This window comes from Pseudomonas cichorii (assembly GCF_018343775.1).
Classification (GTDB): Bacteria; Pseudomonadota; Gammaproteobacteria; order Pseudomonadales; family Pseudomonadaceae; genus Aquipseudomonas; species Aquipseudomonas cichorii.
In genome coordinates, this window is the sequence record NZ_CP074349.1 from 1777651 (window position 1) to 1802868 (window position 25218).

Here is a 25218-nt window from a genome sequence, read left to right on the forward strand (position 1 = left end):
GCCACACGCTCTGGTCAGGTCATTGATTGCTTGAGCGACTGCATAAAACGTTAGCGCATTGTGCCGGTCAGACACTGATATCGACGTACACACGCCATGTCTTGCGGTTATTGCTGTGATTCAATAGGCGCCGTTTTTGTTTCCCATTTTGTTCAAGGATATTGATTGTGGCTGCTGGAAGCTTGCTGACCCTGCTCGATGACATCGCAACCCTGCTCGACGATGTGGCACTGGCCACTAAAAAGACGGCAGGTGTGCTGGGTGATGACCTGGCCCTCAATGCGCAACAGGTCACGGGTGTCTCTGCCGATCGTGAGTTGCCGGTGGTGTGGGCGGTGGCCAAGGGGTCTTTGCTCAACAAGGCGATTCTGGTGCCGGCGGCCTTGTTGATCAGCGCCTTTGCGCCCTGGGCGATTCTGCCTCTGTTGATGATCGGTGGTGCCTACCTGTGTTTTGAGGGGGCCGAGAAGATTGCCCATAAATGGCTGCACGCCGACGCCGGGCAGGAACACGAAGAGCGCAAACAGGCTGCGGGCAATGCTTCCACGGACATGGTTGCGTTCGAGAAGGAGCGTATCAAAGGTGCGATTCGTACCGACTTCATCCTGTCGGCGGAAATCATTGTCCTGGCCCTGGGCGTGGTTTCAAGCAGGCCGTTCCTGGATCAGGTGGGCGTACTGGTGATCGTGGCCGTGCTGATTACCGTCGGCGTCTATGGGCTGGTGGCGGGTATCGTCAAGCTTGATGACCTGGGCCTGCATCTGAAAAAGAGCGCCAGTTCTGCCTCGCAAAGCATGGGCAACGGGTTGCTCTGGCTGGCTCCGGTCTTGATGAAAGCGCTGTCGATCCTCGGCACCGCCGCCATGTTCATGGTCGGCGGTGGCATTCTGGTGCATGGCCTGCCGTTCGCCCATCATTGGGTTGAGGGCATTACCGAAAGCGCGGCTAGCGCTGTCGGCGGTTTCTCCATCGTGGTACCGACTTTGCTGGATGCCGTTGCCGGCATCATTGCCGGTGCAGCACTGGTGGTAGTGGTAACTCTGGTGGGCAAAGTGTGGAAGTCGGCTCGGGGCTGAGCAGGTTCTTGCCCGGCTCAAGTGATGCTTGAAGTGCTGGTCGCCCATAGAAAAACAGGGCGGTCAGCAGCATCGTGAGCCAGACCAGAATGCCCGACCACAAGGTGTGGGACATGAAATGCCAGCCTTGCAGGACCCGCGTCGTGCCATAAACCATGCCTAGCAGCAGAACCCAGCCCAGCAACTTGCGGGCATGTCGCCAGCGGTAGCGGCGGGCGACGAAGTACAGCGCCAACAGAGTAAAACCGCTCGAGGCGTGACCACCGGGCCAGCAACGACCTTTGCCGGCTTCATGCAGCAGGTTGAAGTTCTCGAACCATTCCTTCTTTTCCTGAATACCGCCATACAGGGTTGTTTCAACCGGGCAGTAAACACTGGTGTGGCTCTTGAAGTAGTGAACCATGGCCGTAGTGATGGCGAAGGCAACCACCACGAAGATGAAGTCACGGCGGTGGCGTGCAAGAAACTTGAGCCCTGAGGCAATACGAAACCTCTCCAGCACTGCAATCAGGCGCTGATGTTTATCAGGTTTGAACAGTGGCCATACAAATGAAAGCACGGCACCGATGATTGCCAGTTCACCTGTCCAGTCCGGAATGATCCGCGGCCAGCGATGGGTCAGGTTTTCAAAAAAACGATCATGCTGGAACGGGAATACCTGGGTGACTGGGTCGTAAAGCAGGTTGCTGAGGGTGACATCCAGTCCGGTCAGGTCGAAGACGACAAAGACCAGAGCCGCCAGCAATAAAGGGATGCCGACATTCATCAAGTAGAAGCGATTTTTTAGAGTCTTCACGCGGCCAGGTTTCCTGATGGCTTATGGATGTTGCGGCATGACGAACTTCCAGTCCTGGGCATCGAGAAAGCCCAGAACCTTGGTGCTGTGATCTTCGGGATCAACGGTTACGAACAGGGCGCTGCCATAGTCGGGCACGGTGCGTGCCGAGACTTTCAACGACTTCTCCAACTGGTTGAAACACTCGCTGTGAGTGACCAGCACCATGTTTCGCTGATCGACTTTGTGTTGCTGCATGTCTTCCAGCATCGTGTGGCGACAGTTGCCCAGCCAGTCTTGAGGAATGCTCGCGTCTTTGAACGCAAAGACTGCGGTCTGGGCCGTGCGCAGCAGAGGGCTGTTGAAAATGTCCGTGTGGCTCAGATCAAGTGCCCTGAACGAATTGCCCAGTTCCTGTGCGACGAGTTGGCCTTTGCGGGTAATGCCGTCCGGTGGGCCAAGGCAGGGATTGGTCGAGTGATCGCAACGCTCGGCATGACGCACCAGAATGACCAGATCACCTTTGGCCCAGTGAGCCAGGATGCCCGCCTTGCGCAGGTTGTGGCCTTGTGCGAGGTCGAGCGGGCCAGAGGGCGTCCACAGATAGCTACCCAGCCAGACAGCCGCCAGCATCAGTGGCAGTAGCCACAGCGCTTTGGGGTAATGGGTAAGGTTTCGGTAGCCAGCGTGACTGGCAATGGCCAACTGGTTGTAGAGCGATTGAGTATTCAAGGCAGGTCGCCGTCACAAGGGAGGACTGGACCGCAGAGTAGGGTGCAGCAGGTCAATGACCGGTCAACGATATGTGAAAAAACAATTGTGGAAGAGGGGGCTCAGCGCTGGCGAGGCGGCACCGCAGTGCGACCTCGCCGATGGCTGCTTGTGATCAGAAGAACACTTTGACCAGCAGGCTGGCGGTGTTCTGGTCGGTATCGAAGGATGAAGTGTCCTTGATGCCGTACTTGTTGCTCCAGTAGTCGTATTCGATACCGACGTAGAGCTGTTTCTCCGGGAAGTTCAACGCCTTGCCCAGGTCGTATTTGATCTGTGGGTTGATGTGCAGGTTGGCGTGGTAGGTGCCACGGGCGTTCTTGTCGTTATCCACGACCCAGTCGATGAAGCCGTCGATGACCACATCGGACTTGCCCGCTGGAATGGTGTAGGACCATACCGGCGTGATCTGCCATACGCCGTCACCCGGGCGATTGCCTTCGGTCTGGCGCTGGTAGAAGTTCAACTGGAAGTAATCGAAGCCCGGGATGTTCAGGTCAAAGCCCGGACCGATCAGGTAAGACTCGTTATCGCCTTCGCCGAACTCATAGGTAGCCGCCAGCAGCACGTCCGAAATCGGGCCCAGTTCAAACTTCTGGCCGAAGATCTTGCCCATCGACAGGCGTGGCGAGAACTCACCGTAGTAAGTGTTCGGGCCGCTGTTCGCGTCTTTCTTGCCGTTGTAGAAAATCTTGTCGACGAAGAAGAAGTTGTCGCCGTATTTCCAGCCATCCGCATGTTCGAAGGTAAAGGTCTGTTGTATTTCCGGGTTGACCGTGAAGTCCCGACCGTTGAGGTAGGTCAGGCTGTTGGTCTGCCATTGCAACAGATCGCCGGCCGTGGCCGAGCCTGCGGCCAGCAGACTACCGGCCAGTAACAGGCTGGAAAAAGTACGGTTCATGCGGGTGCTCCCTTGAGATCGATAGTGGTTTTCGAGGTCGGCGTTCTGTGTGTGACGCCGTTTCTCTGGTTGTAATAAATTGTCTGCGTGGTCAGCTTCGTGATTTAGCAAAAGCTGAGCCAACCCCGTGAAAAAGCCACGCGGATACCTGAAACACTCGGCAATGGCCGGTTTCCGATGATTTTTACGGGATGCAGGACCTGACTGAACGGACAATTTCAGTTCAGGCCTGGCAATGGGCGGCTTTTAAAGCGGCGGCGGAGAATACTGGGTGGCGAGTGCCAGCTCAAGTGCTCCAGAGCGGAGCATGAGCGGCGAAAGTGGGGCGTTTTTCGCGGATGAATTCGCTCCGCTCATCTCTGTGGAGCGGATTCATCCGCGAAGAACGTTCAACGAACACTGGCCCCTTGATCGATCCATGCGCCCACAAGATCCCGTTCCTCCTGGGTCATCTGGGTGATGTTGCCCAAAGGCATGATCGGTGTGGTGATGGCCTGGGCCTTGATGCGCGGGGCCAGTTGCTGGATCTGTTCTGGCGTATCGAACATCACGCCCGCAGGCGCGGCGCTGAACAGGTTGCTGGTGGGGTTGGCCGAATGGCAAACGGTGCAACGTTGCTGGATGACCTCATGGACTCTGGCGAACCCTATTCCGGCAACCTTGGGGGGTTCTGCCGGCGCGGGCACGGCAACCGGTTCGGGGCGTTTTTCGTCGGCTCTGTAACCGCCCACGGCTGTGCCGGGAAGCGGCTGATACTCGATTTTTGCCGCCGCATCATGAGCCTTTTGCGGTTGCGCAGGGCCGGTGACGTAGGCCAGACAAATCATGCCCAGCGCCGCGAACGGCAAGGTCCAGAAGAATCTGTGGCTGTCATGTCGGGTATTGAAGTAATGGCGTACCAGCACCGCCAGCAAGGCAATCACCGCCAGGATCAGCCAGTTGTACTGGCTGCCATACGTGCTGGGAAAGTGGTTGCTGATCATGATGAACAGCACCGGCAGGGTGAAGTAGTTGTTGTGCCGTGAACGCAGCAGGCCTTTGGCGGGCAGAGCCGGGTCCGGCGTACGGTTCTCGGCGATGGCCGCCACCAGGGCGCGCTGCGCCGGCATGATGATACGGAACACGTTGCCGACCATGATGGTGCCCATGATGGCGCCCACATGCAGATACGCTCCACGCCCGCTGAACACCTGGCTCAAGGCGAAGGCCGCCGCGACCAGCAGCACGAACAGGATCACACCCAGCAGCGCAGGGCGTTTGCCCAGTGCCGAGTCGCACAGAAAGCTGTACACGAACCAGCCGACAAACAAGGAGCCAAGGCCGATATGCACGCCAGCGGCAGGCGAAAGGCTACTGCCCGGAGCCAGCAGATAAAGTGTCGGGTTGGCGTAGAACACCACACACAGCAGAGCGACCCCGGACAGCCAGGTCGAATAGGCTTCCCATTTGAACCAGTGCAGGTTCTCGGGCATGGTCGGCGGCGCGAGCTTGTACTTTTCCAGGTGATAGATGCCACCACCGTGGATGGCCCACAAGTCACCCGACAAACCGTCACGCGGGTTTGAGCGATTGAGGTTGTTTTCCAGCCAGACAAAGTAGAAAGAGGCGCCGATCCACGCCACGCCCACAATCATGTGAATCCAGCGCACGCCCAGATTCAGCCATTCCATCAGATGTGCCAGCACGGTATTTCCTTTTGCCTGGGGGCCAGGCCTTCCTATTGGTTTGGATCGAGCACCATCAACTGGCTCTCTTCAAAAAAATGCTCATCGCAGTTATTGCCGGTTCCACTGCGATCAACCACCAGGAAGTCATCCCGCTTTTCGATCGTCAGCACCGGATGGTGCCAGACGCCGCGATGGTAATTTACACCCTGCCTGCCGTTGGACACGAAGGCGCGGGTCAGCTCTGGATCAGGTACATCGCCAAGTGGCGCGACCACGATCAGAAAAGGGTTGCCGAGCAGCGGTATGAAAGCCTGGCTGCCCAGCGGGTGACGCTCCAGCATGGCAATGGTCAACGGCATCTCCAGTGCCTCGGCGCGAAAGATGCTGATGATTGCCTTGTCGTCAGGCGAGGCGGTTTCGACCTCGGCCAGACGATGAAAGCGCTGGGTCGAGCCGTTGTTGATCATGAAGTGAGCGCTGCCATCGGTTTCGATCACATCACCGAACGGGGCAAAGGCTTCTTTGGTCAACGGCTCGATAATCAGTTTGCGCATTACAGTCTCTCTGGGCCTGTAGGAGCGACTTCAGTCGCGAAGGGCCATCGCCGATTCGCGAATGAATTCGCTCCTGCGGGAGGGTGTGTTTATTTGGTTATTTTGCCCAATACTCGCAAGCGACTCACGCCGCCATCGGGAAATACATTCAGACGGATATGGGTGATCGGGCCGATAGCCTTGATCTGCTCGGCGAAGTCATGTTCGGCGTGCATGCTCAGTTTCTGGCTGGGCAGCAGTTCGCGCCAGAACAGGCTTTGGGTTTCGATCTGGCTGTCGGTGCCGCCTTTGACGAAGGCGCCCTGGATCGAGCAACTGTCCGGGTAGTTGCCTTTGAAGTGCAGTGTATCGACGATGACTCTTTCCACTTCGCCCGGATGCCCCAGCGCGACGATGACCCAGTCATTGCCCGGCGTGCGGCGGCGGGCGGTTTCCCAGCCGTCGCCCATGTTCACACCGCGACCAGGGTTCAGAATGTTGCTCATGCTGCCGTAGTGCTCGTCGGAGCAGGCAATGGCGCGACCGCCATTAAGCGCTGCGACCAGATCGATCTGCTCGCTATCGCTGACTTCGGACCAGTCACGGAAGGGGATGCCGTGCACACGCAGACGTGCCACGCCGCCATCGGGGTAGATATTGAAACGCAGGTGACTGAACGCCTGATCGTTGCTGATTTCATGGTAGTGATGGCTATTGCCTTGCAGCTCTACCGACGGCAGCACTTCAACCCATTGAGTGTTTTCATCAGGGTCGCCCGATGCCAGGAAGCAGGCTTCCAGCGAGGCGGAAGGCGGGAAGTTGCCGGTAAAGAACGAGGTGTCGATATCCACACCCTTGATGGTGCCTGCCACGCCCAGGCGGATCACCGCGCTGTCGTAACCTTCAAAGCGTTTGCGCCGCGATTCCCAGCCGTCCATCCATTTGCCGTTGTCATCGAACACGCCTTCTTTCCAGACCGCAGGGGTCGGCTGGAACAGGCGGTTGGCATCGGCGAACCAGTCATCGGTGACGGACAGGACTTTGGTCCCCAGGCGTGCGTCGGCCAGATTGACGAACTTCTCGAACGGTGCGGCGTAAACTTTCATTCTTTTTGTCTGCCTTTCTCGATGGGCTTGGAAGGAATGGGCTTGGTAGTGTCTACAGGGTCAGCAAGCGAAACAGGGCAATCTTGTTGATCTCGGCCAGCGCGCAGGCGAACTCGGCTTCTGCCGAGTGATGGATACGCTGCTCGAAGGCCGCCAGGATCTTGTGTCGGTCGCTTCCCTTGACCGCCATGATGAACGGGAAGCCGAACCTGGCCTTGTAGGCGTGATTCAACTCTGTGAAGCGCTGGAACTCCTCGGCTGTGCATTGATGAATGCCGGCACAGGCCTGTTCGCTGGTGCTGGCTTCGGTCAGTTCACCCTGGATGGCGGCTTTGCCTGCCAGATCCGGGTGAGCGTTGATCAGCGCCAGTTGCCGCTCATGATCGGCGTTGAGCAGGATTTCGCTCATGCGCGCATGCAGGTTTTCGACCTGATCCAGTTCAGGGTTCATGCCCAGGTCATAGGCCTTTTCAGCGACCCAGGGCGAGTGTTCGTAGATATCGGCAAAGGCCGCAATGAACGCTTCACGGCTCAGGGACGAAGGCGTCAGTGTCTGGAAGTGGCTCATTGCGCGGCCTTGAAAGGATGTTGAGTGTGCCAGTGGCGAGCGATATCGACACGGCGGGTAAACCAGACCTGTTCGTGGCGTTTGGCGTATTCAATGAAGCGCTTGAGTGCTGCGAGGCGGGCAGGACGCCCGATCAGGCGGCAATGCAGGCCGATGGAGAGCATTTTCGGTGCGTCTGCACCTTCCTCGTAAAGCACATCGAAGGCATCCTTGAGGTACTGGAAAAACTGCTCGCCATTGTTGAAACCCTGCACCTGAGTGAAGCGCATGTCATTGGTGTCCAGCGTGTAGGGAATCACCAGATGCGGCTTGTCTGTCGGGTTGTTCGGTTCCCAATAGGGCAGGTCGTCGTCGTAGGTGTCGCAGTCGTAGAGAAAGCCGCCTTCTTCCATCACCAAGCGCCGAGTGTTAGGGCCGGTGCGACCGGTGTACCAGCCCAACGGGCGCTCGCCGGTGATTTCTGTGAGGATGCGAATGGCCTGGAGCATATGCTCGCGCTCCTGAGCCTCATCCATATTCTGGTAGTCGATCCAGCGATAGCCGTGGCTGCAGATTTCATGGCCGTCCGCGACCATGGCGCGGATCACATCCGGGTGGCGCTGGGCAGCCATGGCCACGGCAAAGATGGTCAGCGGGATATCGAATTGCCTGAACAGCTTGAGGATGCGCCACACACCGGCACGGCTGCCGTATTCGTACAGCGACTCCATACTCATGTTGCGTTGGCCTTGCAGCGGTTGCGCCGCGACCATCTCGGACAGGAAGGCTTCGGACTCCTTGTCGCCATGCAGAATGTTACGCTCGCCGCCTTCCTCGTAATTGAGCACGAAAGACAGGGCGATGCGTGCATTGCCCGGCCAATGCGGATGGGGTGGATTGCTGCCGTAACCGATCAGGTCCCGTGGATAGTCAGCGCTCACTGCAGGCTTCCTTATGTGCGTGAAGTCAGGTGCGGTACAAGCCGGACAGCAGAAAACCGCGCTGCACGGATTGTATACAAAATAATAGCTAAACTGTAATCCTGCTTGTGGCGCAGGTTGATAGCAGTTTTCATGCAATAAACTTGCCTGAGTGGTCGGCTTAAAGGTAAAAACCTCAATGCTTTCCTTTGCTTCAGTGTTTTCGGTATTAAAGCTGCGCTCGCGCATTTTGCGAGCTGCGGCGACCGGTTTTATTGTGTACAAGTTTTTTGAAAAGTGTCTTAATCGATCACTGCTCAAGCCCGGCAGGCACCCTGATGGTGCATCATGCCTGTAATCCAGACACTCAACGAGGTGCAGAATCAATGGGACGCTTGACCACGCATGTGCTGGACGCCGCGCACGGTTGCCCCGGCAATGGCATCCATATCGAACTGTACCGGGTCGAAGGCGAGCGCCTGGAGCGCGTGACCACGGCGGTGACCAACAGCGACGGCCGTTGCGATGCGCCGCTGCTGCAGGGGGACGAATACCGCTCGGGTGTCTACCAGTTGCAGTTTCAAGCCGGCGACTACTACCGTGCACGGGGCGTGACATTGCCTGAGCCGGCCTTTCTCGATGTGGTGGTGCTGCGCTTCGGGATTGATGCAGGTCAGGAGCATTATCACGTGCCGCTGCTGGTTTCGCCTTACAGCTACTCGACCTATCGTGGCAGTTGATTGCACAGTGCGAGGCGCGCCCTTGTGCTGGCGCACTGTGTACAATGCGTCCGTCCTACGCCGTAAACCACTTGCACACGAGTGCCCATGAACGAACAGTCCCTGCCCTTGAAGAAACAGCCACGCGCGGCCAAATCAGCCCGTAATGCAACCCAGGACGATATTGTCTATGCGCATATCTTCGAGGCGATCCTTGAGCAGCGTCTGGCGCCGGGCACCAAGCTGAGCGAAGAGGCACTGGGCGAAATCTTTGGCGTGAGTCGCACCATCATTCGTCGCGCCCTGTCGCGGCTGGCCCATGAAGGTGTCGTGCTGCTGCGACCCAATCGCGGTGCAGTGGTTGCCAGCCCGAGTGTTGAGGAAGCGCGTCAAGTGTTCTTTGCTCGCCGCATGGTGGAAAAGGCCATTACCGAACTGGCGGTCGAACACGCGACCGCCGAGCAACTGGCCGAGTTACGGCAGATGGTCAGCGACGAGCGCGACAGCTTTGCCAGAGGGGACCGTGGCGCCGGGATTCGCCTGTCTGGCGAGTTCCATCTGCAACTGGCAGTTGCCGCCAGGAACGCCCCGCTGATCAGCTTTCAGCGCAGCCTGGTGTCGCAGACCTCATTGATCATCGCCCAATACGAAAACGGCAACCGCACCCATTGCTCCTACGATGAACACACCCAGTTGATCGACGCCATCGAAGCCCGGGATGCCGCGTTGGCCGTGGAACTGATGATGCATCACATGGACCACATCGACAGCAAGCTCAACCTCGACGAAGACGGCGCGTCCGATGACCTGCATGCGGTGTTTTCGCACCTGATGGTCAAGAAGAAGGTGGGCAAGGCTCAATGATGTTTCGTGACTGAAGTCGCTCCTGCGCGGTTTGTAGGGGCGAATTTATTCGCGAATGAATCAGTCCTCAACCATCGCGCTCATGCACCAATTGCCCGGCTGACCACGTCTGTCGCACCGTGCGGTCATCCCCCAGCGTCATCAGCACGAACAGAATCTCTGCAATGTCCTTGGCCTGTTTCAGCCGATAGGCCAGCAGCGGCGTAGCGTTGTAATCCAGCACCACAAAATCCGCTTCGTTGCCGGGTTTCAGGCTGCCGATCCGGTCATCCAGCCGCAACGCCCGTGCGCCACCCAATGTGGCCAGATACAGTGATTTGAACGGGCTGAGCCTCGCGCCCTGCATTTGCATGACCTTGTAGGCTTCGTTCAGGGTTTGCAGGATCGAGAAGCTGGTACCGCCGCCTACATCGGTGCCCAGCCCGACATTGATACCGTGCTTTTCAGCCTTCGGCAGATTGAATAGGCCGCTGCCCAGAAACAGGTTGGAGGTCGGGCAGAAGGCAATAGCCGATCCGGTTTCTGCCAGCCGCGCACACTGTTCGTCGCACAGGTGCACGCCATGGGCGAACACCGAGCGCTCGCCCAGCAGCTTGAAGTGGTCGTACACGTCCAGATAGTTTTGGCGCTCCGGAAACAGGGCCTTGACCCATTCGATTTCCTGCAGGTTTTCGCTGATATGCGTCTGCATATACAGGCCGGGATACTCGCTCAGCAGCTTGCCTGCCAGGGTCAGTTGCTCCGGCGTGCTGGTGGGCGCAAAGCGCGGGGTGACGGCGTAGCTCAGGCGGCCCTGGCCATGCCAGCGCTCGATCAGTGCCTTGCTGTCCGCATAGCTGGATTCGGCGGTGTCCACCAGATAGTCCGGGGCATTGCGGTCCATCATCACCTTGCCGGCGATCAGGCGCAGGTCCAGCTTTTGAGCTGCGCTGAACAGAGCGTCTACCGATTCCTTGTGCACACTGCCGAACACCAGCGCCGTGGTGGTGCCGTTGCGCAGCAGTTCCTTGAGGAAGATATCGGCCACTTCCGCGGCATGGGTCGGGTCGGCGAACTGGCTTTCGCAGGGGAAGGTGTATGTGTCGAGCCAGTCCAGCAACTGCTCGCCATACGAGCCGATCATGCCGGTCTGTGGCAAGTGAATGTGGGTGTCGATAAAGCCGGGGGTAATCAGCGCGTCCTGATATTCGATCAACTCGACATCGCTGCCCAGGCTATCCAGCAGGTCGGTGGCATGACCCAGCGCAGTGATCTTGCCGTTTTCTACCAGTAGCAGGCCGTCGACGAAATATTCAAAGGACGCCTCGACCGCCACGTGGGCGGGGTCGGCAATGCTGTGCACGATACTGGCGCGGTAGGCTTTCTTGCGGCGGGAAACGGAAGTCATGGGCATCTCATTGCGACTGGCTGCGCCGCGAGGCGGGCAGCAGTTTGGCGACAGGTTCGGCATTGTTACTGTGTTGGCCAAAGCTGGCGTTGTAAGTGGCGATCACTTCGGCAGCGATGGAAATGGCGATCTCGACGGGCAGCTTGCCTTTGACCTGCGCCAGGCCCATGGGGCAGCGCATGCGTTGCAGCAAGGCGGGCTCAAAGCCGCGTTCTTTCAGGCGATGCTCGAACTTGACGCGCTTGGTCCGGGAGCCGATCAGCCCGAAATAGCCAAAGTCGCCGCGCTTGAGAATGGCGGCTGTCAGTTCCAGATCCAGTTGATGGTTGTGCGTCATGACAATGCAGTAACTGCCTTTGGGCAGTTGCGCGACCTCATCGACAGGCTCGTCATTGACGATTTTCAGCACGGCCTCGGGCAAGTGTTCCGGGAACTCCTGTTCGCGAGAGTCGATCCAGCGCACCCGGCAGGGCAGGCTGGCCAGCAGCGGCACCAGCGCCCGGCCCACATGACCTGCGCCGAACACTGCAATCTGCGCCTGTGGCTGGCCCATGGGCTCGAACAGCAGAACGTTCACGCCACCGCAACACTGGCCAAGGCTGGCACCGAGGTTGAAGCGCTCCAGGTGCGTCTGCTGAGTGCCGCTGGTCAGCATGTCACGGGCGATTTCCATGGCCTTGTATTCCAGGTGCCCGCCACCGATGGTGTCGTGGATCCCCTGCGCCGTGACCACCATCTTGGAACCCGCATTGCGTGGCGTCGAGCCCAGTTCTTCGATGATGGTGACCAGAATGCACGGCTCACCTTGGGCCTGTAGCCTGGCCAGGGCGCTGATCCAGTCGTTCATGTGTGCCTCGTGTCCATCGCTGTAGGGGCGAATTGATGTGTTCACAGTCATCTGTTCAGCCGCCGCATCTGCTCGCAGCCCCACAAAACCCGCTCCGGCGTCGCGGGCGCATCGATGTCGGGTTGATGCCGATAATCCCCCAGGCTTGCCACCGCATCCTTGATCGCACACCACGCCGCAATCCCCAGCATGAAGGGCGGTTCGCCCACGGCTTTGGAATGGAACACCGTGTCTTCAGGGTTCTTGCGGTTTTCCACCAGGGTGACCCGTAAATCCAGCGGCAAGTCCGCCACCGCCGGGATCTTGTAGGACGCCGGGCCGTTGGTCAGCAATTTGCCTTTGTCGTTCCACACCAGTTCTTCGGTGGTCAGCCAGCCCGCGCCCTGAATGTAGCCGCCTTCGACCTGACCGATATCGATGGCCGGGTTCAGGGACGCACCTACGTCATGCAGGATGTCGGTGCGCAGCATTTTGTACTCGCCGGTCAGGGTGTCGACGATCACCTCGGCGCAGGCCGCGCCAAAGGCGAAATAGTAAAAAGGCCGACCCCGCGCCTGAGTGCGGTCATAGAAAATCTTCGGTGTCTTGTAATAGCCGGTGCTGGACAGCGACACCTGGCCCATCCACGCCTGATGCGCCAGCTCGGCGAAGGACAGCACCTGCTCGCCGATACGCACATGCCCATTGCGAAACACCACGTCGGCCTCGGTCACCTGATACTTCTGCGCCGCAAATTCCACCAGCCGCTGCTTGAGGATTTCAGCCGCATTCTGCGCGGCCTTGCCATTGAGGTCCGTGCCGCTGGATGCCGCAGTCGGTGAGGTGTTCGGCACCTTGTCAGTGTTGGTCGCGGTGATCTGGATACGCTCGATATCCACCTGAAACACCTCGGCCACCACCTGAGCCACCTTGACGTTCAAGCCCTGGCCCATCTCCGTGCCACCATGGTTCAGGTGGATGCTGCCATCGGTGTAGATATGGATCAGCGCACCCGCCTGATTGAGGAAACTGGCGGTAAAGGAAATCCCGAATTTGACCGGTGTCAGCGCCAGGCCCTTTTTCAGGATCGGGCTGCTGGCGTTGAAGGCCTTGATGGCTTCGCGACGCTCGGCGTACTGGCTGCTTTGCTCCAGATCGGCGGTCATTTCTTGCAGCAGGTTGTGCTCGACGGTCTGGTAGTAATGGGTGACGTTGCGCTCGGTCTTGCCGTAGTAATTGGTCTTGCGCACCGCCAGCGGGTCCAGGTCCAGATGGCGGGCGATGCGGTCCATCACCTCTTCGATGGCGACCATGCCCTGTGGGCCGCCGAAGCCGCGATAGGCGGTGTTCGACGCAGTGTTGGTCTTGCAGCGATGGCCGTTGATGGTGGCATCGCCCAGGTAATACGAGTTATCGGCATGGAACATCGCCCGGTCGACAATCGAGGCCGACAGGTCTGGCGAATAACCGCAGTTGCCCGCCAGTTCCAGCTCGATGCCTTGCAGGCGTCCGTTGTCGTCAAAGCCCACGTCGTATTCGATATAGAAGGGGTGGCGCTTGCCGGTCATCAGCATGTCTTCGACCCGTGGCAGGCGCATCTTGGTTGGTTGCCCGGTGAGGTGGGCAATCACAGCGCACAGGCACGCCGGGCTGGCTGCCTGGGTTTCCTTGCCGCCAAAGCCGCCGCCCATGCGCCGCATATCGACCACGATTCTGTTCATCGAAACGCCCAGCACCTCGGCCACCAGCTTCTGGATTTCCGTAGGGTTCTGGGTCGAGCAATAGACGATCATCCCGCCATCTTCGGTGGGCATCACCGACGAAACCTGAGTCTCCAGATAAAAATGCTCTTGCCCGCCGATATGCAGATTGCCCTGCAAACGATGGGGTGCGTTTTGCAGGGCATTGGCCGAATCGCCACGCTTGTGGGTATGGCTGTCCACCACGAAATGCTTCTGGCGCAAGGCCTGAACCACATCCAGCACCGGCTCCAGGTCTTCATATTCAATGACCGCCGCCATCGCCGCCTTGCGTGCGGTTTCCAGATCCCGTGCGGCCACCGCCAATACCGGCTGGCCGACAAACTCGACCTTGTCGATGGCCAGCAGCGGGTCGCCGGGCAGCAACGGGCCGATGTCTTTCAGGCCGGGAATGTCTTCGTGGGTGATGACGATCCGCACCCCGTCAAAGGCCAGACACGGCGCGGTGTCGATGCTGATGATGCGCGCATGGGCGCGATCCGACAGGCGTGCATACACATGCAGTTGATTGGGGAACTCCAGGCGGTCATCGATATAGATCGCCTCGCCGCTGACATGCTTGTCGGCACTGTCATGCTTGACGCTGCGGCCTACGCCGGTGGTCAGGTCCTGCTGGAACAGCGCGACCAGCTCGGCCTGGGTTTTGGGCGGGAGATGATTAGACATAGCGGCTCACCCGCGTAGCAAGGGTGGGTGTCTGTAGCTCGATAAAGTATTTGCGCAGCAGGTTTTGCGCGCTGAGCAGACGGTATTCCTTGCTGGCGCGAAAATCCGACAGCGGCGTGAAATCTTCGGCCAGTGCGCTGCACGCCCGCTCGATGGATGCCGATGTCCAGGGCTGGCCGATCAAGGCCCGCTCGCAGGCCGCGGCACGTTTGGGAATGGCTGCCATGCCGCCGAACGCAATGCGCGCATCGATAATCCTGCCGTCTTCAAGATGCAGGCAAAAAGCCGCGCAGACCGCCGAGATATCGTCATCCAGTCGCTTGGACACCTTGTAGGCGCGGAACACATGGCCAGCCTTGGCGGTCGGCACAATGATCTTCTCGATGAACTCGCTTTCCTGACGCGCCGTCACCCGGTAATCGATGAAGTAATCTTCCAGCGCCAGGGTGCGCCGAGTCTCACCCTTGCGCAGTACGATCTGCGCGCCCAGTGCGATCAGCAGCGGCGGGGCGTCACCGATGGGCGAGGCATTGCCGATATTGCCACCCAGCGTGCCTTGGTTGCGGATCTGCAACGAAGCGAAGCGTTGCAGCAACTCGCCGAAGTCCGGGTATTCGGTCTTGAGGGCTGCATGGCAGTCGGTCAGCGAGGCGGCCGCGCCAATCTCCAGCCGGTCCTCGAAACGCTCGATGCGCTTCATCTCGGCGATATGGCCAACATGGATCATCACCGGCAGCGGCTTGTGGAACTGAGTGACTTCCAGCGCCAGATCGGTCCCGCCTGCCAGTAATCTGGCTTGTGGGTGTGCGCTGTAAAGGTCGGCCAGATCGGCCACGGTCAATGGCACCAGAGAGCGCTTTTCCCCGTCGTTCAATTCGCCGGTTGTCTTGGGCGCGATGTTACGCAGACGGGCGATGGTCTGGGCCTGACGCTGATCAAACTGGTCGGGTTGCGGTTGGCCGCAGGCCTGGGCGGCAGCGTCCAGAATCGGGCGATAACCGGTGCAGCGGCACAGATTGCCTGCCAGGGCTTCGTGGGCCTGATGGGCATCGGCGTGCGTGCTGTTCTTTTGCAGGGCGAACAGCGACATCACAAAGCCCGGTGTGCAGAAGCCGCATTGCGAGCCGTGGCAATCGACCATGGCCTTTTGCACGCTATGCAGTTGCCCCTGATGCTTGAGGTCTTCGACGCTGATCAATTGTTTGCCATGCAGCGAGGCCACGAAGGTCAGGCATGAGTTGAGGCTGCGATAACGCAATTGCTCAGTGCCATCGTTGTCGATTTCCAGCTCACCGAGCACAACGGTACAAGCACCGCAGTCACCACTGGCGCAGCCTTCCTTGGTGCCTGTCTTGTGCGCATACCCGCGCAGGTAATTGAGCACGGTGAGGTTCGGGTCCAGGGTGTGCTCGGTTTTGAGCTCCTGGTTCAAAAGGAACTGGATCACGGCACTGCACCCTCGATTTCTTGTAATCGGATATGTCGATGAATCTATCAGCTTTGCTTATTGGGTCAATTTTTTTCTGACTATCGAGTCAGGAAATGCTGTTTCCAGTCGATCGGTCAGGTATGGCATGAGCGGCAATAAGTCTGTCACATCAATGATTTGCTTAATTCGTGCCAGTTTCATGAGCATGGCTCTGCGCCATGCCTAAAGGTTGCGTTACACTCCCTCTCTTAACAATTAGAACTGCTGCTGAAAGGAAAGACATGACGTTCAAGGCATCGGACAGCCTCGCCGAGCAGATCGCTCAGCACATTGCCGAGCGGATCATCCGTGGCGAGCTGAAACCTGGAGAGCGGATCCAGGAACAAAAGGTCACGCAGGCGTTGAGTGTCAGCCGTGGGACCGTTCGTGAAGCATTGTTGATTCTGGAACGCAGGCACCTGGTCGTGATCCTGCCGCGCCGTGGTGCGCAGGTGACTGTGCTGGATGCCCATAATGTGGTCGGCCTTTGCTCTCTGATGGCCGAGCTGTATATCCTGCTGGCCACGTCGGTTGCCGAACGCTGGCAGCGAGAGTCAGACCTGACGCCGTTCTTACAGATCCAGCAGCGCCTCAAAGCCAGTTGCGATCGCGGGGATGTCACGGTCTTCGTCGAGGAAAGCTTCAACGTCATGCGTGCGGCCTATGCATTTGCCGACAACCCGTATTTGCAGGAAACCGTCGAAAACCTGCAACCTTCCATGAGTCGCAGTTATTATCTGGCGCTTGAGCAGCGCAAGGCAGAGCTGGGGGATTACCTGCAGCTGTTGTCGCAACTGCTCGATGCTGTTGTAGCCCGCAATCTGCCCGAGATTCGCGTGGTCTTGACCAACTATTGCCAACGCAGCTGCAGGCTGGTGCTGGCCGCTTTATCCACAGGCTGACACCATGCGTCTGAAGTGCATCAAGCTGGCGGGGTTCAAATCCTTCGTCGACCCCACCACGGTGAACTTCCCCAGTAACATGGCGGCCGTTGTCGGTCCCAATGGTTGCGGCAAGTCCAATATCATCGACGCCGTGCGTTGGGTGATGGGCGAAAGCTCGGCCAAGAACCTGCGCGGCGAGTCGATGACCGACGTCATCTTCAACGGCTCCACCAGCCGCAAGCCCGTGAGTCAGGCGAGCATCGAACTGGTGTTCGACAACTCCGATGCCACGCTGGTGGGCGAATACGCCAGCTACGCGGAAATCTCCATTCGCCGCAAAGTGACCCGCGACAGCCAGAACACTTATTACCTCAACGGCACCAAATGCCGTCGGCGCGATATCACCGATATCTTCCTGGGCACCGGCCTTGGGCCGCGCAGCTATTCGATCATCGAGCAGGGCATGATCTCCAAGCTGATCGAAGCCAAGCCCGAGGACCTGCGCAACTTCATCGAAGAAGCGGCCGGCATCTCCAAGTACAAGGAGCGCCGCCGGGAAACCGAAAACCGCATTCGTCGCACCCATGAAAACCTCGCACGCCTGACGGACCTGCGCGAAGAGCTGGAACGCCAGCTTGAGCGCTTGCATCGGCAGGCACAGGCCGCCGAGAAGTATCAGGAATACAAGGCCGAAGAGCGTCAGCTCAAGGCTCAGTTGTCGGCTCTGCGCTGGCAGGCGCTGAACGAGCAGGTCGGCCAGCGCGAGGCAGTGATCGGCAATCAGGAAATCGGTTTCGAGGCCTTGGTGGCTGACCAGCGCAGTGCCGATGCCAGCATCGAGCGACTGCGGGACGGTCATCACGACCTGTCCGAGCGCTTCAATGTGGTGCAGGGCCGCTTCTATTCCGTGGGCGGCGATATCGCCCGTGTCGAGCAAAGCATTCAACATGGCCAGCAGCGCCTGCGCCAGTTGCAGGACGATTTGCGCGAAGCCGAACGCGCCCGTCAGGAAACCGAATCGCACTTGGGCCACGACACCACTTTGCTGGCGACCCTGGGCGAAGAGCTGGAAATGCTCGAACCGGAACAGGAAATGACCAGCGCCGCCGCCGAAGAGTCGGCCATCGCGCTGGAAGACGCCGAAGCCACGATGCAGGGCTGGCAGGAAAAGTGGGACGTCTTCAACCAGCAATCAGCCGAGCCGCAACGTCAGGCTCAGGTGCAGCAGTCGCGCATTCAGCAACTGGAACAAAGCATCGAGCGGCTGGCCGAGCGTCAGCGCCGCCTCAACGAAGAGCGCCAATTGCTGGCCGCTGACCCCGAAGACGCAGCCATTCTTGAGCTGAGCGAAGACCTGGCCACCCGGGAAATGACCATCGACGACCTGCACCTGAACGAAGGTCAGGTGGTCGAGCAACTGGAGCAGTTGCGCGATCAATTGCAGCAGGCCAATCAGGCGCAACAGCAGGCCCAGGGCGAATTGCAACGTTTGAACGGTCGCCTGGCTTCGCTTGAAGCCTTGCAGCAGGCAGCCCTCGACCCGGACACCGGCACTGCCGAGTGGCTGCGTGACCAACAACTGGCTGAGCGCCCGCGTCTGGCTGAAGGGCTGAGTGTCGAAGCCGGCTGGGAACTGGCGGTGGAAACCGTGCTGGGTGCCGACCTGCAAGCGGTGCTGGTGGATGATTTTGTCGGGCTGGATCTGGCCGGTTTTCAGCAGGGCGACCTGCGCCTGCTGAGCCCCGGTGCCGATACCAATCGCCTGCCGGGCAGCCTGCTGGACAAGGTCGAAAGCCCAGTCGACTTGTCGGCCTGGCTGGGGCAGGTCATGCCCGTGCAGACCCTCGACGAAGCCCTGGCGCGACGTGGGCAATTGAGTGCCGGGCAAAGCTTTATCAGCCGCGACGGTTACTGGGTCGGGCGTCACTTCCTGCGCGTGCGTCGTGCCAGCGAAGCCCAGAGCGGCGTACTGGCTCGTGGTCAGGAACTGCAACGGCTTGGGCTGGAGCGGGACGAACTCGAAGCGGCGCTGGCGGCCCGTGAAGAACAACTGCTGTCGCTGCGTGAGCAACAGTCGCAACAGGAAGAAACCCGCGAACAACTGCGCCGCCGCCTGCAAGACGAAACCCGTCAGCAGGGCGAACTCAAGGCTCAGCTGTCGGCAGCCAAGGCCAAGGTCGAGCAGTTGACCCTGCGCCGCACTCGTCTGGACGAAGAGCTGACCGAAGTGGGCGAACAGCGCGCCATGGAGCATGAACACCTGGGCGAGTCCCGCGTGCAACTGCAAGACGCTCTGGACGCCATGGCCCAGGACACCGAGCAGCGCGAGCTGCTGCAAGCCCAGCGCGACAGCCTGCGCGAGCGCCTGGACCGGGTGCGTCAGGAAGCCCGCCAGCACAAGGACCGCAGCCATCAACTGGCGGTGCGCCTGGGCTCGATCAAGGCCCAGCACGACTCCACGCGCCAGGCCCTTGAGCGCCTGAAGATGCAGTCCGAGCGCTTGTCCGAAAAAAGCGAGCAACTGGGCCTGAACCTGGAAGAAGGGCAGGCTCCGCTGGAAGAACTGCGCCTCAAGCTCGAAGAGTTGCTGGAAAAGCGCATGGTCGTCGACGACGAAATGCGCATCGCCAAAATTGCTCTGGAAGACGCCGACCGTGAACTGCGCGATGCCGAGAAGCGCCGCACCCAGGCCGAACAGCAGTCGCAACTGCTGCGTGGCCAACTGGAACAGCAGCGCCTGGAGTGGCAAGCCCTGACAGTGCGGCGCAAGGCCTTGCAGGATCAACTGCACGAAGATGGCTATGACCTTCACGGCGTTCTGGCCACCTTGAGCCCCGAAGCCAGCGAGGCGAGTGCCGAGCAGCAGCTTGAAAGCATCGCGGCGCGTATCCAGCGCCTGGGCGCCATCAACCTCGCGGCCATTGACGAATACCAGCAACAGTCCGAGCGCAAACGTTACCTCGATGCCCAGAACGCCGATCTGGTGGAAGCACTGGAGACGCTGGAAAACGTCATCCGCAAGATCGACAAGGAAACCCGCAATCGTTTCAAGGAGACCTTCGATCAGATAAACAGCGGAATTCAGGCGCTGTTTCCGAAAGTTTTCGGTGGCGGCTCCGCTTATTTGGAACTGACGGGCGAAGATTTACTCGATACAGGGGTGACAATCATGGCGCGTCCTCCCGGCAAGAAGAACAGCACGATTCATTTGCTGTCCGGTGGGGAAAAAGCCCTGACGGCATTAGCACTGGTTTTTGCGATTTTCAAACTCAACCCGGCGCCGTTCTGCATGCTCGACGAGGTCGATGCGCCACTGGATGACGCCAACGTAGGACGTTATGCCCGCTTGGTGAAAGAAATGTCACAAACGGTGCAGTTCATCTACATCACCCACAACAAGATCGCCATGGAAATGGCCGATCAACTGATGGGTGTGACCATGCACGAACCCGGCTGTTCGCGCCTTGTAGCGGTGGATGTGGAGGAGGCGATGGCCCTTGTGGATGCGTGATCTGTCATGGTATTTCGCCGGGAAATGGCCTTTTAATGGCCCAAATATGTGAAACGGTAGCGATAGATACCACCCTCAGCGCCATACAGGTGCAACAGACGGTGTAAAGTTACCTTTGGTCGTGCTAGTTTAGTGACCACTTTTTTATTTCGACGTGGGCAAAATGCCAGTTAGAACATAGACTTGGCACCACGTATTAAAGGGGTTTAGGCCCTTATTTTGAAAATTCTTCATTAGAGGCACTGGATTACATGGAAATCGGTCTGCGCGAGTGGCTGATCGTCATCGGCATAATTGTCATTGCCGGTATTCTCTTCGACGGCTGGCGCCGTATGCGCGGCGGCAAGGGGAAACTGAAATTCAGGCTCGACCGCAGCTTTTCCAATCTGCCGGACGACGATGAAACCACGTCCGCTGAATTGCTCGGTCCATCCCGTGTGCTGGATAACCACAAGGAGCCTCAGCTGGACGAGCAGGACCTGCCGTCGTTGAGCGCGACCCCGCGTGAGAGCAAGCGCAGCGAAAAGAAACGCAAGGACGAGCCGCAGCAGGGTGACCTGAACCTGGACATGGACGGTCCGAGCCTGTTCACCGACCGCAACGACGACTTCCCGGACGACAAGCCTGCCCAGCGCATCACCGAAGACAAAGACCTGCCGCCAGTCGAAGAAGTGCTGGTCATCAGCGTGATCTGCCGTGACGAAAGCGGTTTCAAAGGGCCTGCATTGCTGCAGAACATCCTGGAAAGCGGCCTGCGTTTCGGCGAAATGGACATCTTCCACCGTCATGAAAGCATGGCCGGCAATGGCGAAGTCCTGTTCTCCATGGCCAACGCCGTGAAGCCTGGCGTGTTCGACCTGGACGACATCGACCATTTCAGCACCCGTGCCGTCAGCTTCTTCCTGGGCTTACCGGGGCCGCGTCATCCCAAGCAGGCCTTCGACGTCATGGTGGCCGCAGCCCGCAAGCTGGCCCATGAACTCAACGGCGAACTGAAAGACGACCAGCGCAGCGTCATGACCGCTCAAACGATCGAGCATTATCGCCAGCGGATTGTCGAATTCGAGCGTCGTGCATTAACCCAGCGCCGTTGATAAAGGATGTGCGTAACAGGAGCGGGTTGGCCCGCTCCTGATGTCAGATTAAGCAGCCCAGGCTGCTTTTTTGCTTTTTGAGAGAACATTGTATGAAGGTCGTCGAAACCCGAATCCTGGAACTGCGCGCAGAGCTGGATCAACACAACTACCGCTATCACGTGCTGGACGAACCCAGCATCCCGGATGCCGAGTACGACCGCCTGTTTCACGAACTCAAGGCCCTTGAGGCTGAAAACCCGCATCTGGTCACCCCGGATTCCCCGACTCAGCGTGTCGGCAGCGCGGCGCTTTCGGCCTTCACTCAAGTGCGTCACGAAGTCCCCATGCTCAGCCTGGGCAATGCCTTTGAAGAAACCGACATGCGCGAGTTCGACCGGCGCGTGAGCGAAGGCCTCGACCTGCCGGCAGACGACCTGTTCGGTAGCGGTGCCAAGGTGCAATACAGCTGCGAGCCCAAGCTGGACGGCCTGGCGGTCAGCCTGCTGTATCGCGACGGCGCGCTGGTGCGTGGTGCCACCCGTGGCGATGGCACCACCGGCGAAGACATCAGCGTCAACGTGCGCACCGTGCGCAATATCCCCCTCAAACTGCAAGGCACAGGCTGGCCTGACGTGCTTGAAGTACGGGGTGAAGTCTTCATGTCCAAGGCCGGTTTCGAGCGGCTCAATGCCAGCCAGATGGAAACCGGCGGCAAGACCTTCGCCAACCCGCGTAACGCAGCAGCAGGCAGCCTGCGCCAGCTTGACTCGAAAATCACCGCCAACCGCCCGCTGGAATTCTGCTGTTATGGCCTGGGCCAGGTTTCTACCGAAATTTCCGACACCCATGTAGGCATGCTGAACAAGCTCAAGGAATGGGGCATGCCGGTCAGCCGCGAGCTGAAACTGGCGGACGGGATCGAAGAGTGCCTGGCGTATTACCGCGATATCGGTGAACGCCGCCTCCAGTTGACGTATGAAATCGACGGCGTGGTCTTCAAGGTCAACAACCTGGCTTCCCAGCGTGAACTGGGCTTCCGCGCCCGTGAGCCGCGCTGGGCCATCGCCCACAAGTTCCCGGCCATGGAAGAGCTGACCGAACTGCTGGACGTCGAATTCCAGGTCGGGCGCACGGGCGCAGTCACGCCGGTCGCACGCCTCAAGCAGGTCAAGGTCGCAGGCGTCATGGTGTCCAACGCCACATTGCACAACATGGACGAAGTCGCACGCCTGGGCGTGATGATCGGCGATACCGTCATCATCCGCCGTGCCGGTGACGTCATCCCGCAAGTGGTGCAAGTGGTGGCCGAACGCCGCCCGGAAAACGCCCGCCCGGTGGAGGTGCCGAAAACCTGCCCGGTCTGCGGCTCCCACGTAGAGCGCACGCAACTGGTCAAGCGCAGCAAAGGCAAGGAAACCATCAGCGAAGGCGCGGTCTATCGCTGCGTCGGCCGTCTGGCCTGTGGCGCGCAGCTCAAGCAGGCGATCATCCACTACGTCTCGCGTCGAGCCATGGACATCGAAGGCCTGGGCGACAAGACCATCGAGCAACTGGTGGACGAAAAGCTCATCGGCTCGCCCGCTGACCTGTACAAACTGCAATACGAACAGATCATCGACCTGGAAGGCTTTGCCGAAGTCTCCAGTAACAAACTGCTCAAGGCCATTGCCGACAGCCGCAAGCCGACTCTGGCGCGCTTCATCTACGCGCTGGGCATTCCCGATGTGGGTGAAGAAACCGCCAAGGTGCTGGCCCGCTCGCTGGCGTCCCTGGCGCGGGTGCGCAAGGCCTTGCCGGAAGTGCTCACCTACCTGCCGGATATCGGCCTGGAAGTCGCTCACGAAATTCACAGCTTCTTCGAGGACAGCCACAACCGTGAAGTCATCGATGCCTTGCTGGGCGAGAGCGGCCTGCAATTGCAGGATGAAGGCGAACTGGGTGCCGAATTTGCAGCCAGCACCACCCTGGGCAGCCTGATCGACAAACTGCATATCTTTTCGGTAGGGCCGGGCGGCGCGCAGAAACTGGCCGACAAGTTCGGCACGCTGGAAAACATCATCAGCGCCGACTGGCTGGACATGCGTCAGGCGCTGCCGGAGAAACAGGCCAAGGCCGTACGCGAGTTCTTTGATGACAGCGCCAACGCCGAGCGGGCGCGGGCCATCGAAGCGCAGCTCAAGGAATTCGGTATGCACTGGCGTAGCGAGAAGAAAACCGTCGAAGGCCTGCCGCTGGCCGGCCAGACCTGGGTCCTGACCGGCTCCCTGGAACGCATGAGCCGCGACATCGCCAAGGAAAAGCTCGAAAGCCTGGGTGCCAAAGTCGCCGGCTCCGTCTCCGCCAAAACCCACACCGTCGTCGCCGGCCCCGGCGCAGGCTCCAAACTGACCAAAGCCAACGAACTGGGCCTGGAAGTGCTGGATGAAGAAGCCTTTGTGGCATTCCTGAGCGGGCAGGGCATTGAAGTGGAATAAAGATCCCTGTGGGAGGGGGCTTGCCCGCGACAGCCATTTCATTGAATGTCCCAGGCCCCCAAAAAATCACGGAACCCCTGACACCCCCCGATGATCTAGTCTGTTCACGGACCCCAGGGAAACCACCATGTACCGCTTTTTCGAACAACTCAGTTCAAGGATCGCTGCCCCCTTCATCAGCGAAACAAAGCGCAACAGCAAGGTCTGGCAGTGCCGCTGCGGCCAATCGGTGTTCTTTCCCAACTCCCAGTGCCTGGCCTGCTCGGCGGCATTGGGCTATCTGCCAGAGCAGGAACGTATCGCCACAATCGAAGTCGCCGCCGAGCCCGATACCTGGCGCCTGAGCGAAGACCCCGGCGCAGCCCTCTACCGACGTTGCGCCAACCTGCACACGCCCGCGGCCTGCAACTGGCTGTTTCCGGCCCATAACACGGGTGAGTTCTGCATCGCCTGTAGCCTGAACCGCACCATCCCGGACCTCTCCGTCCCGGAAAACCCCGAGCGCTGGCGCAAGGTCGAAACCGCCAAGCGGCGCTTGGTGGCGCAACTGATTTCCCTCGGGCTGGAAGTCATCCCCAAAACCAGCGACGAAGACACCGGGCTGGCCTTTGATTTTGTCGGCATCGACCTGGAAGGCAAACCACCGACCACCGGCCACGCCAACGGCCTGATCACCCTCAATATCGAAGAAGCCGACGACGCCCACCGCGAAGCCGTGCGCGTACAGATGCACGAGCCTTATCGCACCTTGCTGGGGCATTTCCGCCATGAAGTGGGGCACTATTACTGGGACCGGCTGATTGCCGACACCTACTGGCTGCACGGCTTTCGCAACCTGTTCGGCGACGAACGCGCCAGCTATGCCGACGCGCTGGAGAACCATTACCAGAACGGCGCCCCGGAAGGCTGGCAGCAACAGTACGTCAGCGCCTACGCGACCATGCACCCGTGGGAAGACTGGGCGGAAACCTGGGCGCACTACCTGCACATGATGGATGCCGTCGACACCGCACTGGGCCTGGGCATGAGCGCCCGGGAAATGGAGCTGGACTACCAACCGTTCCCGCTGCAAGCCCTTTACGAGCCCCAACACCCCGACGGCCCGGCCTTCCTCTCATTCATCAACGCCTGGATAGAACTGGCCAGTATGCTCAACGAACTGTCACGCAGCATGGGCCAACCCGACTTCTACCCCTTCGTCCTGCCAGCACCCGCCATCGCGAAGCTGCACTTCATCCACCTCGTCATCCAAGGCTCCACCACCCCGTAGGAGCGAATTCATTCGCG

Annotated in this window: 20 protein-coding genes; 8 read left to right on the forward strand and 12 right to left on the reverse strand. The window is 59.4% G+C overall.

What is annotated here, in order from left to right:
• Positions 1–167 precede the first annotated feature (167 nt).
• Entirely contained in the window at positions 168–1076 is a 909-nt protein-coding gene (locus KGD89_RS07925) for a DUF808 domain-containing protein (RefSeq protein ID WP_025259257.1), read from the forward strand.
• On the opposite strand, the gene KGD89_RS07930 is transcribed toward KGD89_RS07925, so the two are convergent.
• From KGD89_RS07930 to puuE, 8 genes are all read right to left on the reverse strand, one after another.
• The gene (locus KGD89_RS07930; protein ID WP_025259258.1) at positions 1006–1872 is read right to left on the reverse strand and encodes a phosphatase PAP2 family protein; all 867 of its coding nucleotides are present in this window, start codon (positions 1870–1872) and stop codon (positions 1006–1008) included. The two genes, KGD89_RS07925 and KGD89_RS07930, sit on opposite strands and share 71 nt — an antisense overlap.
• Positions 1873–1893: 21 nt before the next feature.
• Positions 1894–2583, reverse strand: coding sequence for a lipopolysaccharide core heptose(II)-phosphate phosphatase PmrG (gene pmrG / locus KGD89_RS07935; protein ID WP_025259259.1), 690 nt, complete (start codon positions 2581–2583; stop codon positions 1894–1896).
• Between the two features lie 154 nt (positions 2584–2737).
• On the reverse strand, positions 2738–3523 hold the full coding sequence (locus tag KGD89_RS07940) for an outer membrane protein OmpK (protein WP_025259260.1): 786 nt from the start codon (positions 3521–3523) through the stop codon (positions 2738–2740).
• 389 nt (positions 3524–3912) lie between these two features.
• Positions 3913–5208: a urate hydroxylase PuuD gene (locus KGD89_RS07945; RefSeq protein ID WP_025259261.1), complete on the reverse strand. Its 1296-nt coding sequence runs from the start codon at positions 5206–5208 to the stop codon at positions 3913–3915.
• 32 nt (positions 5209–5240) lie between these two features.
• Positions 5241–5744, reverse strand: a complete 504-nt coding sequence (locus KGD89_RS07950; RefSeq protein WP_025259262.1) for an ureidoglycolate lyase — start codon at positions 5742–5744, stop codon at positions 5241–5243.
• Between the two features lie 89 nt (positions 5745–5833).
• Positions 5834–6829: an allantoicase gene (gene alc, locus KGD89_RS07955; RefSeq protein WP_025259263.1), complete on the reverse strand. Its 996-nt coding sequence runs from the start codon at positions 6827–6829 to the stop codon at positions 5834–5836.
• Positions 6830–6881: 52 nt separating this feature from the next.
• Positions 6882–7397: a 2-oxo-4-hydroxy-4-carboxy-5-ureidoimidazoline decarboxylase gene (gene uraD / locus KGD89_RS07960; RefSeq protein ID WP_025259264.1), complete on the reverse strand. Its 516-nt coding sequence runs from the start codon at positions 7395–7397 to the stop codon at positions 6882–6884.
• Positions 7394–8317, reverse strand: a complete 924-nt coding sequence (gene puuE, locus KGD89_RS07965) for an allantoinase PuuE (protein WP_025259265.1) — start codon at positions 8315–8317, stop codon at positions 7394–7396. The genes uraD and puuE overlap by 4 nt, the downstream gene beginning before the upstream one ends.
• A gap of 365 nt (positions 8318–8682) precedes the next feature.
• Here puuE and uraH point away from each other — a divergent pair, with 365 nt between their 5' ends.
• Positions 8683–9036 carry a hydroxyisourate hydrolase gene (uraH, locus tag KGD89_RS07970; protein ID WP_025259266.1) on the forward strand — a complete coding sequence of 118 codons (354 nt, stop codon included), beginning with the start codon at positions 8683–8685 and terminating at the stop codon, positions 9034–9036.
• 87 nt (positions 9037–9123) lie between these two features.
• Positions 9124–9879 (forward strand): GntR family transcriptional regulator, encoded by a 756-nt coding sequence (locus KGD89_RS07975; RefSeq protein ID WP_025259267.1) that lies wholly within the window; start codon positions 9124–9126, stop codon positions 9877–9879.
• A gap of 67 nt (positions 9880–9946) precedes the next feature.
• Here KGD89_RS07975 and guaD read toward each other — a convergent pair whose 3' ends face one another.
• Genes guaD through xdhA form a run of 4 tightly spaced genes read right to left on the reverse strand, consistent with a single transcriptional unit; the run spans position 9947 to position 15965 of the window.
• Complete coding sequence (guaD, locus tag KGD89_RS07980; RefSeq protein ID WP_025259268.1) at positions 9947–11266, reverse strand: guanine deaminase; 1320 nt, start codon at positions 11264–11266, stop codon at positions 9947–9949.
• A 7-nt stretch (positions 11267–11273) separates the two neighbouring features.
• Entirely contained in the window at positions 11274–12113 is an 840-nt protein-coding gene (gene xdhC / locus KGD89_RS07985; RefSeq protein WP_025259269.1) for a xanthine dehydrogenase accessory protein XdhC, read from the reverse strand.
• Between the two features lie 47 nt (positions 12114–12160).
• Positions 12161–14518 carry a xanthine dehydrogenase molybdopterin binding subunit gene (xdhB, locus tag KGD89_RS07990; protein WP_038399771.1) on the reverse strand — a complete coding sequence of 786 codons (2358 nt, stop codon included), beginning with the start codon at positions 14516–14518 and terminating at the stop codon, positions 12161–12163.
• The gene (xdhA, locus tag KGD89_RS07995) at positions 14511–15965 is read right to left on the reverse strand and encodes a xanthine dehydrogenase small subunit (protein ID WP_025259270.1); all 1455 of its coding nucleotides are present in this window, start codon (positions 15963–15965) and stop codon (positions 14511–14513) included. Before xdhA ends, xdhB begins: the two co-directional genes overlap by 8 nt.
• A 263-nt stretch (positions 15966–16228) precedes the next feature.
• On the opposite strand from xdhA, the gene KGD89_RS08000 reads away from it, so the two are divergent.
• From KGD89_RS08000 to KGD89_RS08020, 5 genes are all read left to right on the forward strand, one after another.
• On the forward strand, positions 16229–16888 hold the full coding sequence (locus KGD89_RS08000) for a GntR family transcriptional regulator (RefSeq protein WP_025259271.1): 660 nt from the start codon (positions 16229–16231) through the stop codon (positions 16886–16888).
• 4 nt (positions 16889–16892) lie between these two features.
• Positions 16893–20381, forward strand: coding sequence for a chromosome segregation protein SMC (gene smc / locus KGD89_RS08005; protein ID WP_025259272.1), 3489 nt, complete (start codon positions 16893–16895; stop codon positions 20379–20381).
• Positions 20382–20632: 251 nt separating this feature from the next.
• Positions 20633–21475, forward strand: a complete 843-nt coding sequence (zipA, locus tag KGD89_RS08010; protein ID WP_025259273.1) for a cell division protein ZipA — start codon at positions 20633–20635, stop codon at positions 21473–21475.
• 92 nt (positions 21476–21567) lie between these two features.
• Positions 21568–23931 carry an NAD-dependent DNA ligase LigA gene (gene ligA, locus KGD89_RS08015; RefSeq protein WP_025259274.1) on the forward strand — a complete coding sequence of 788 codons (2364 nt, stop codon included), beginning with the start codon at positions 21568–21570 and terminating at the stop codon, positions 23929–23931.
• A 127-nt stretch (positions 23932–24058) separates the two neighbouring features.
• A complete protein-coding gene (locus KGD89_RS08020) occupies positions 24059–25201 on the forward strand; it encodes a zinc-binding metallopeptidase family protein (RefSeq protein ID WP_025259275.1) in 1143 nt (380 codons plus the stop codon).
• Positions 25202–25218: the final 17 nt, after the last annotated feature.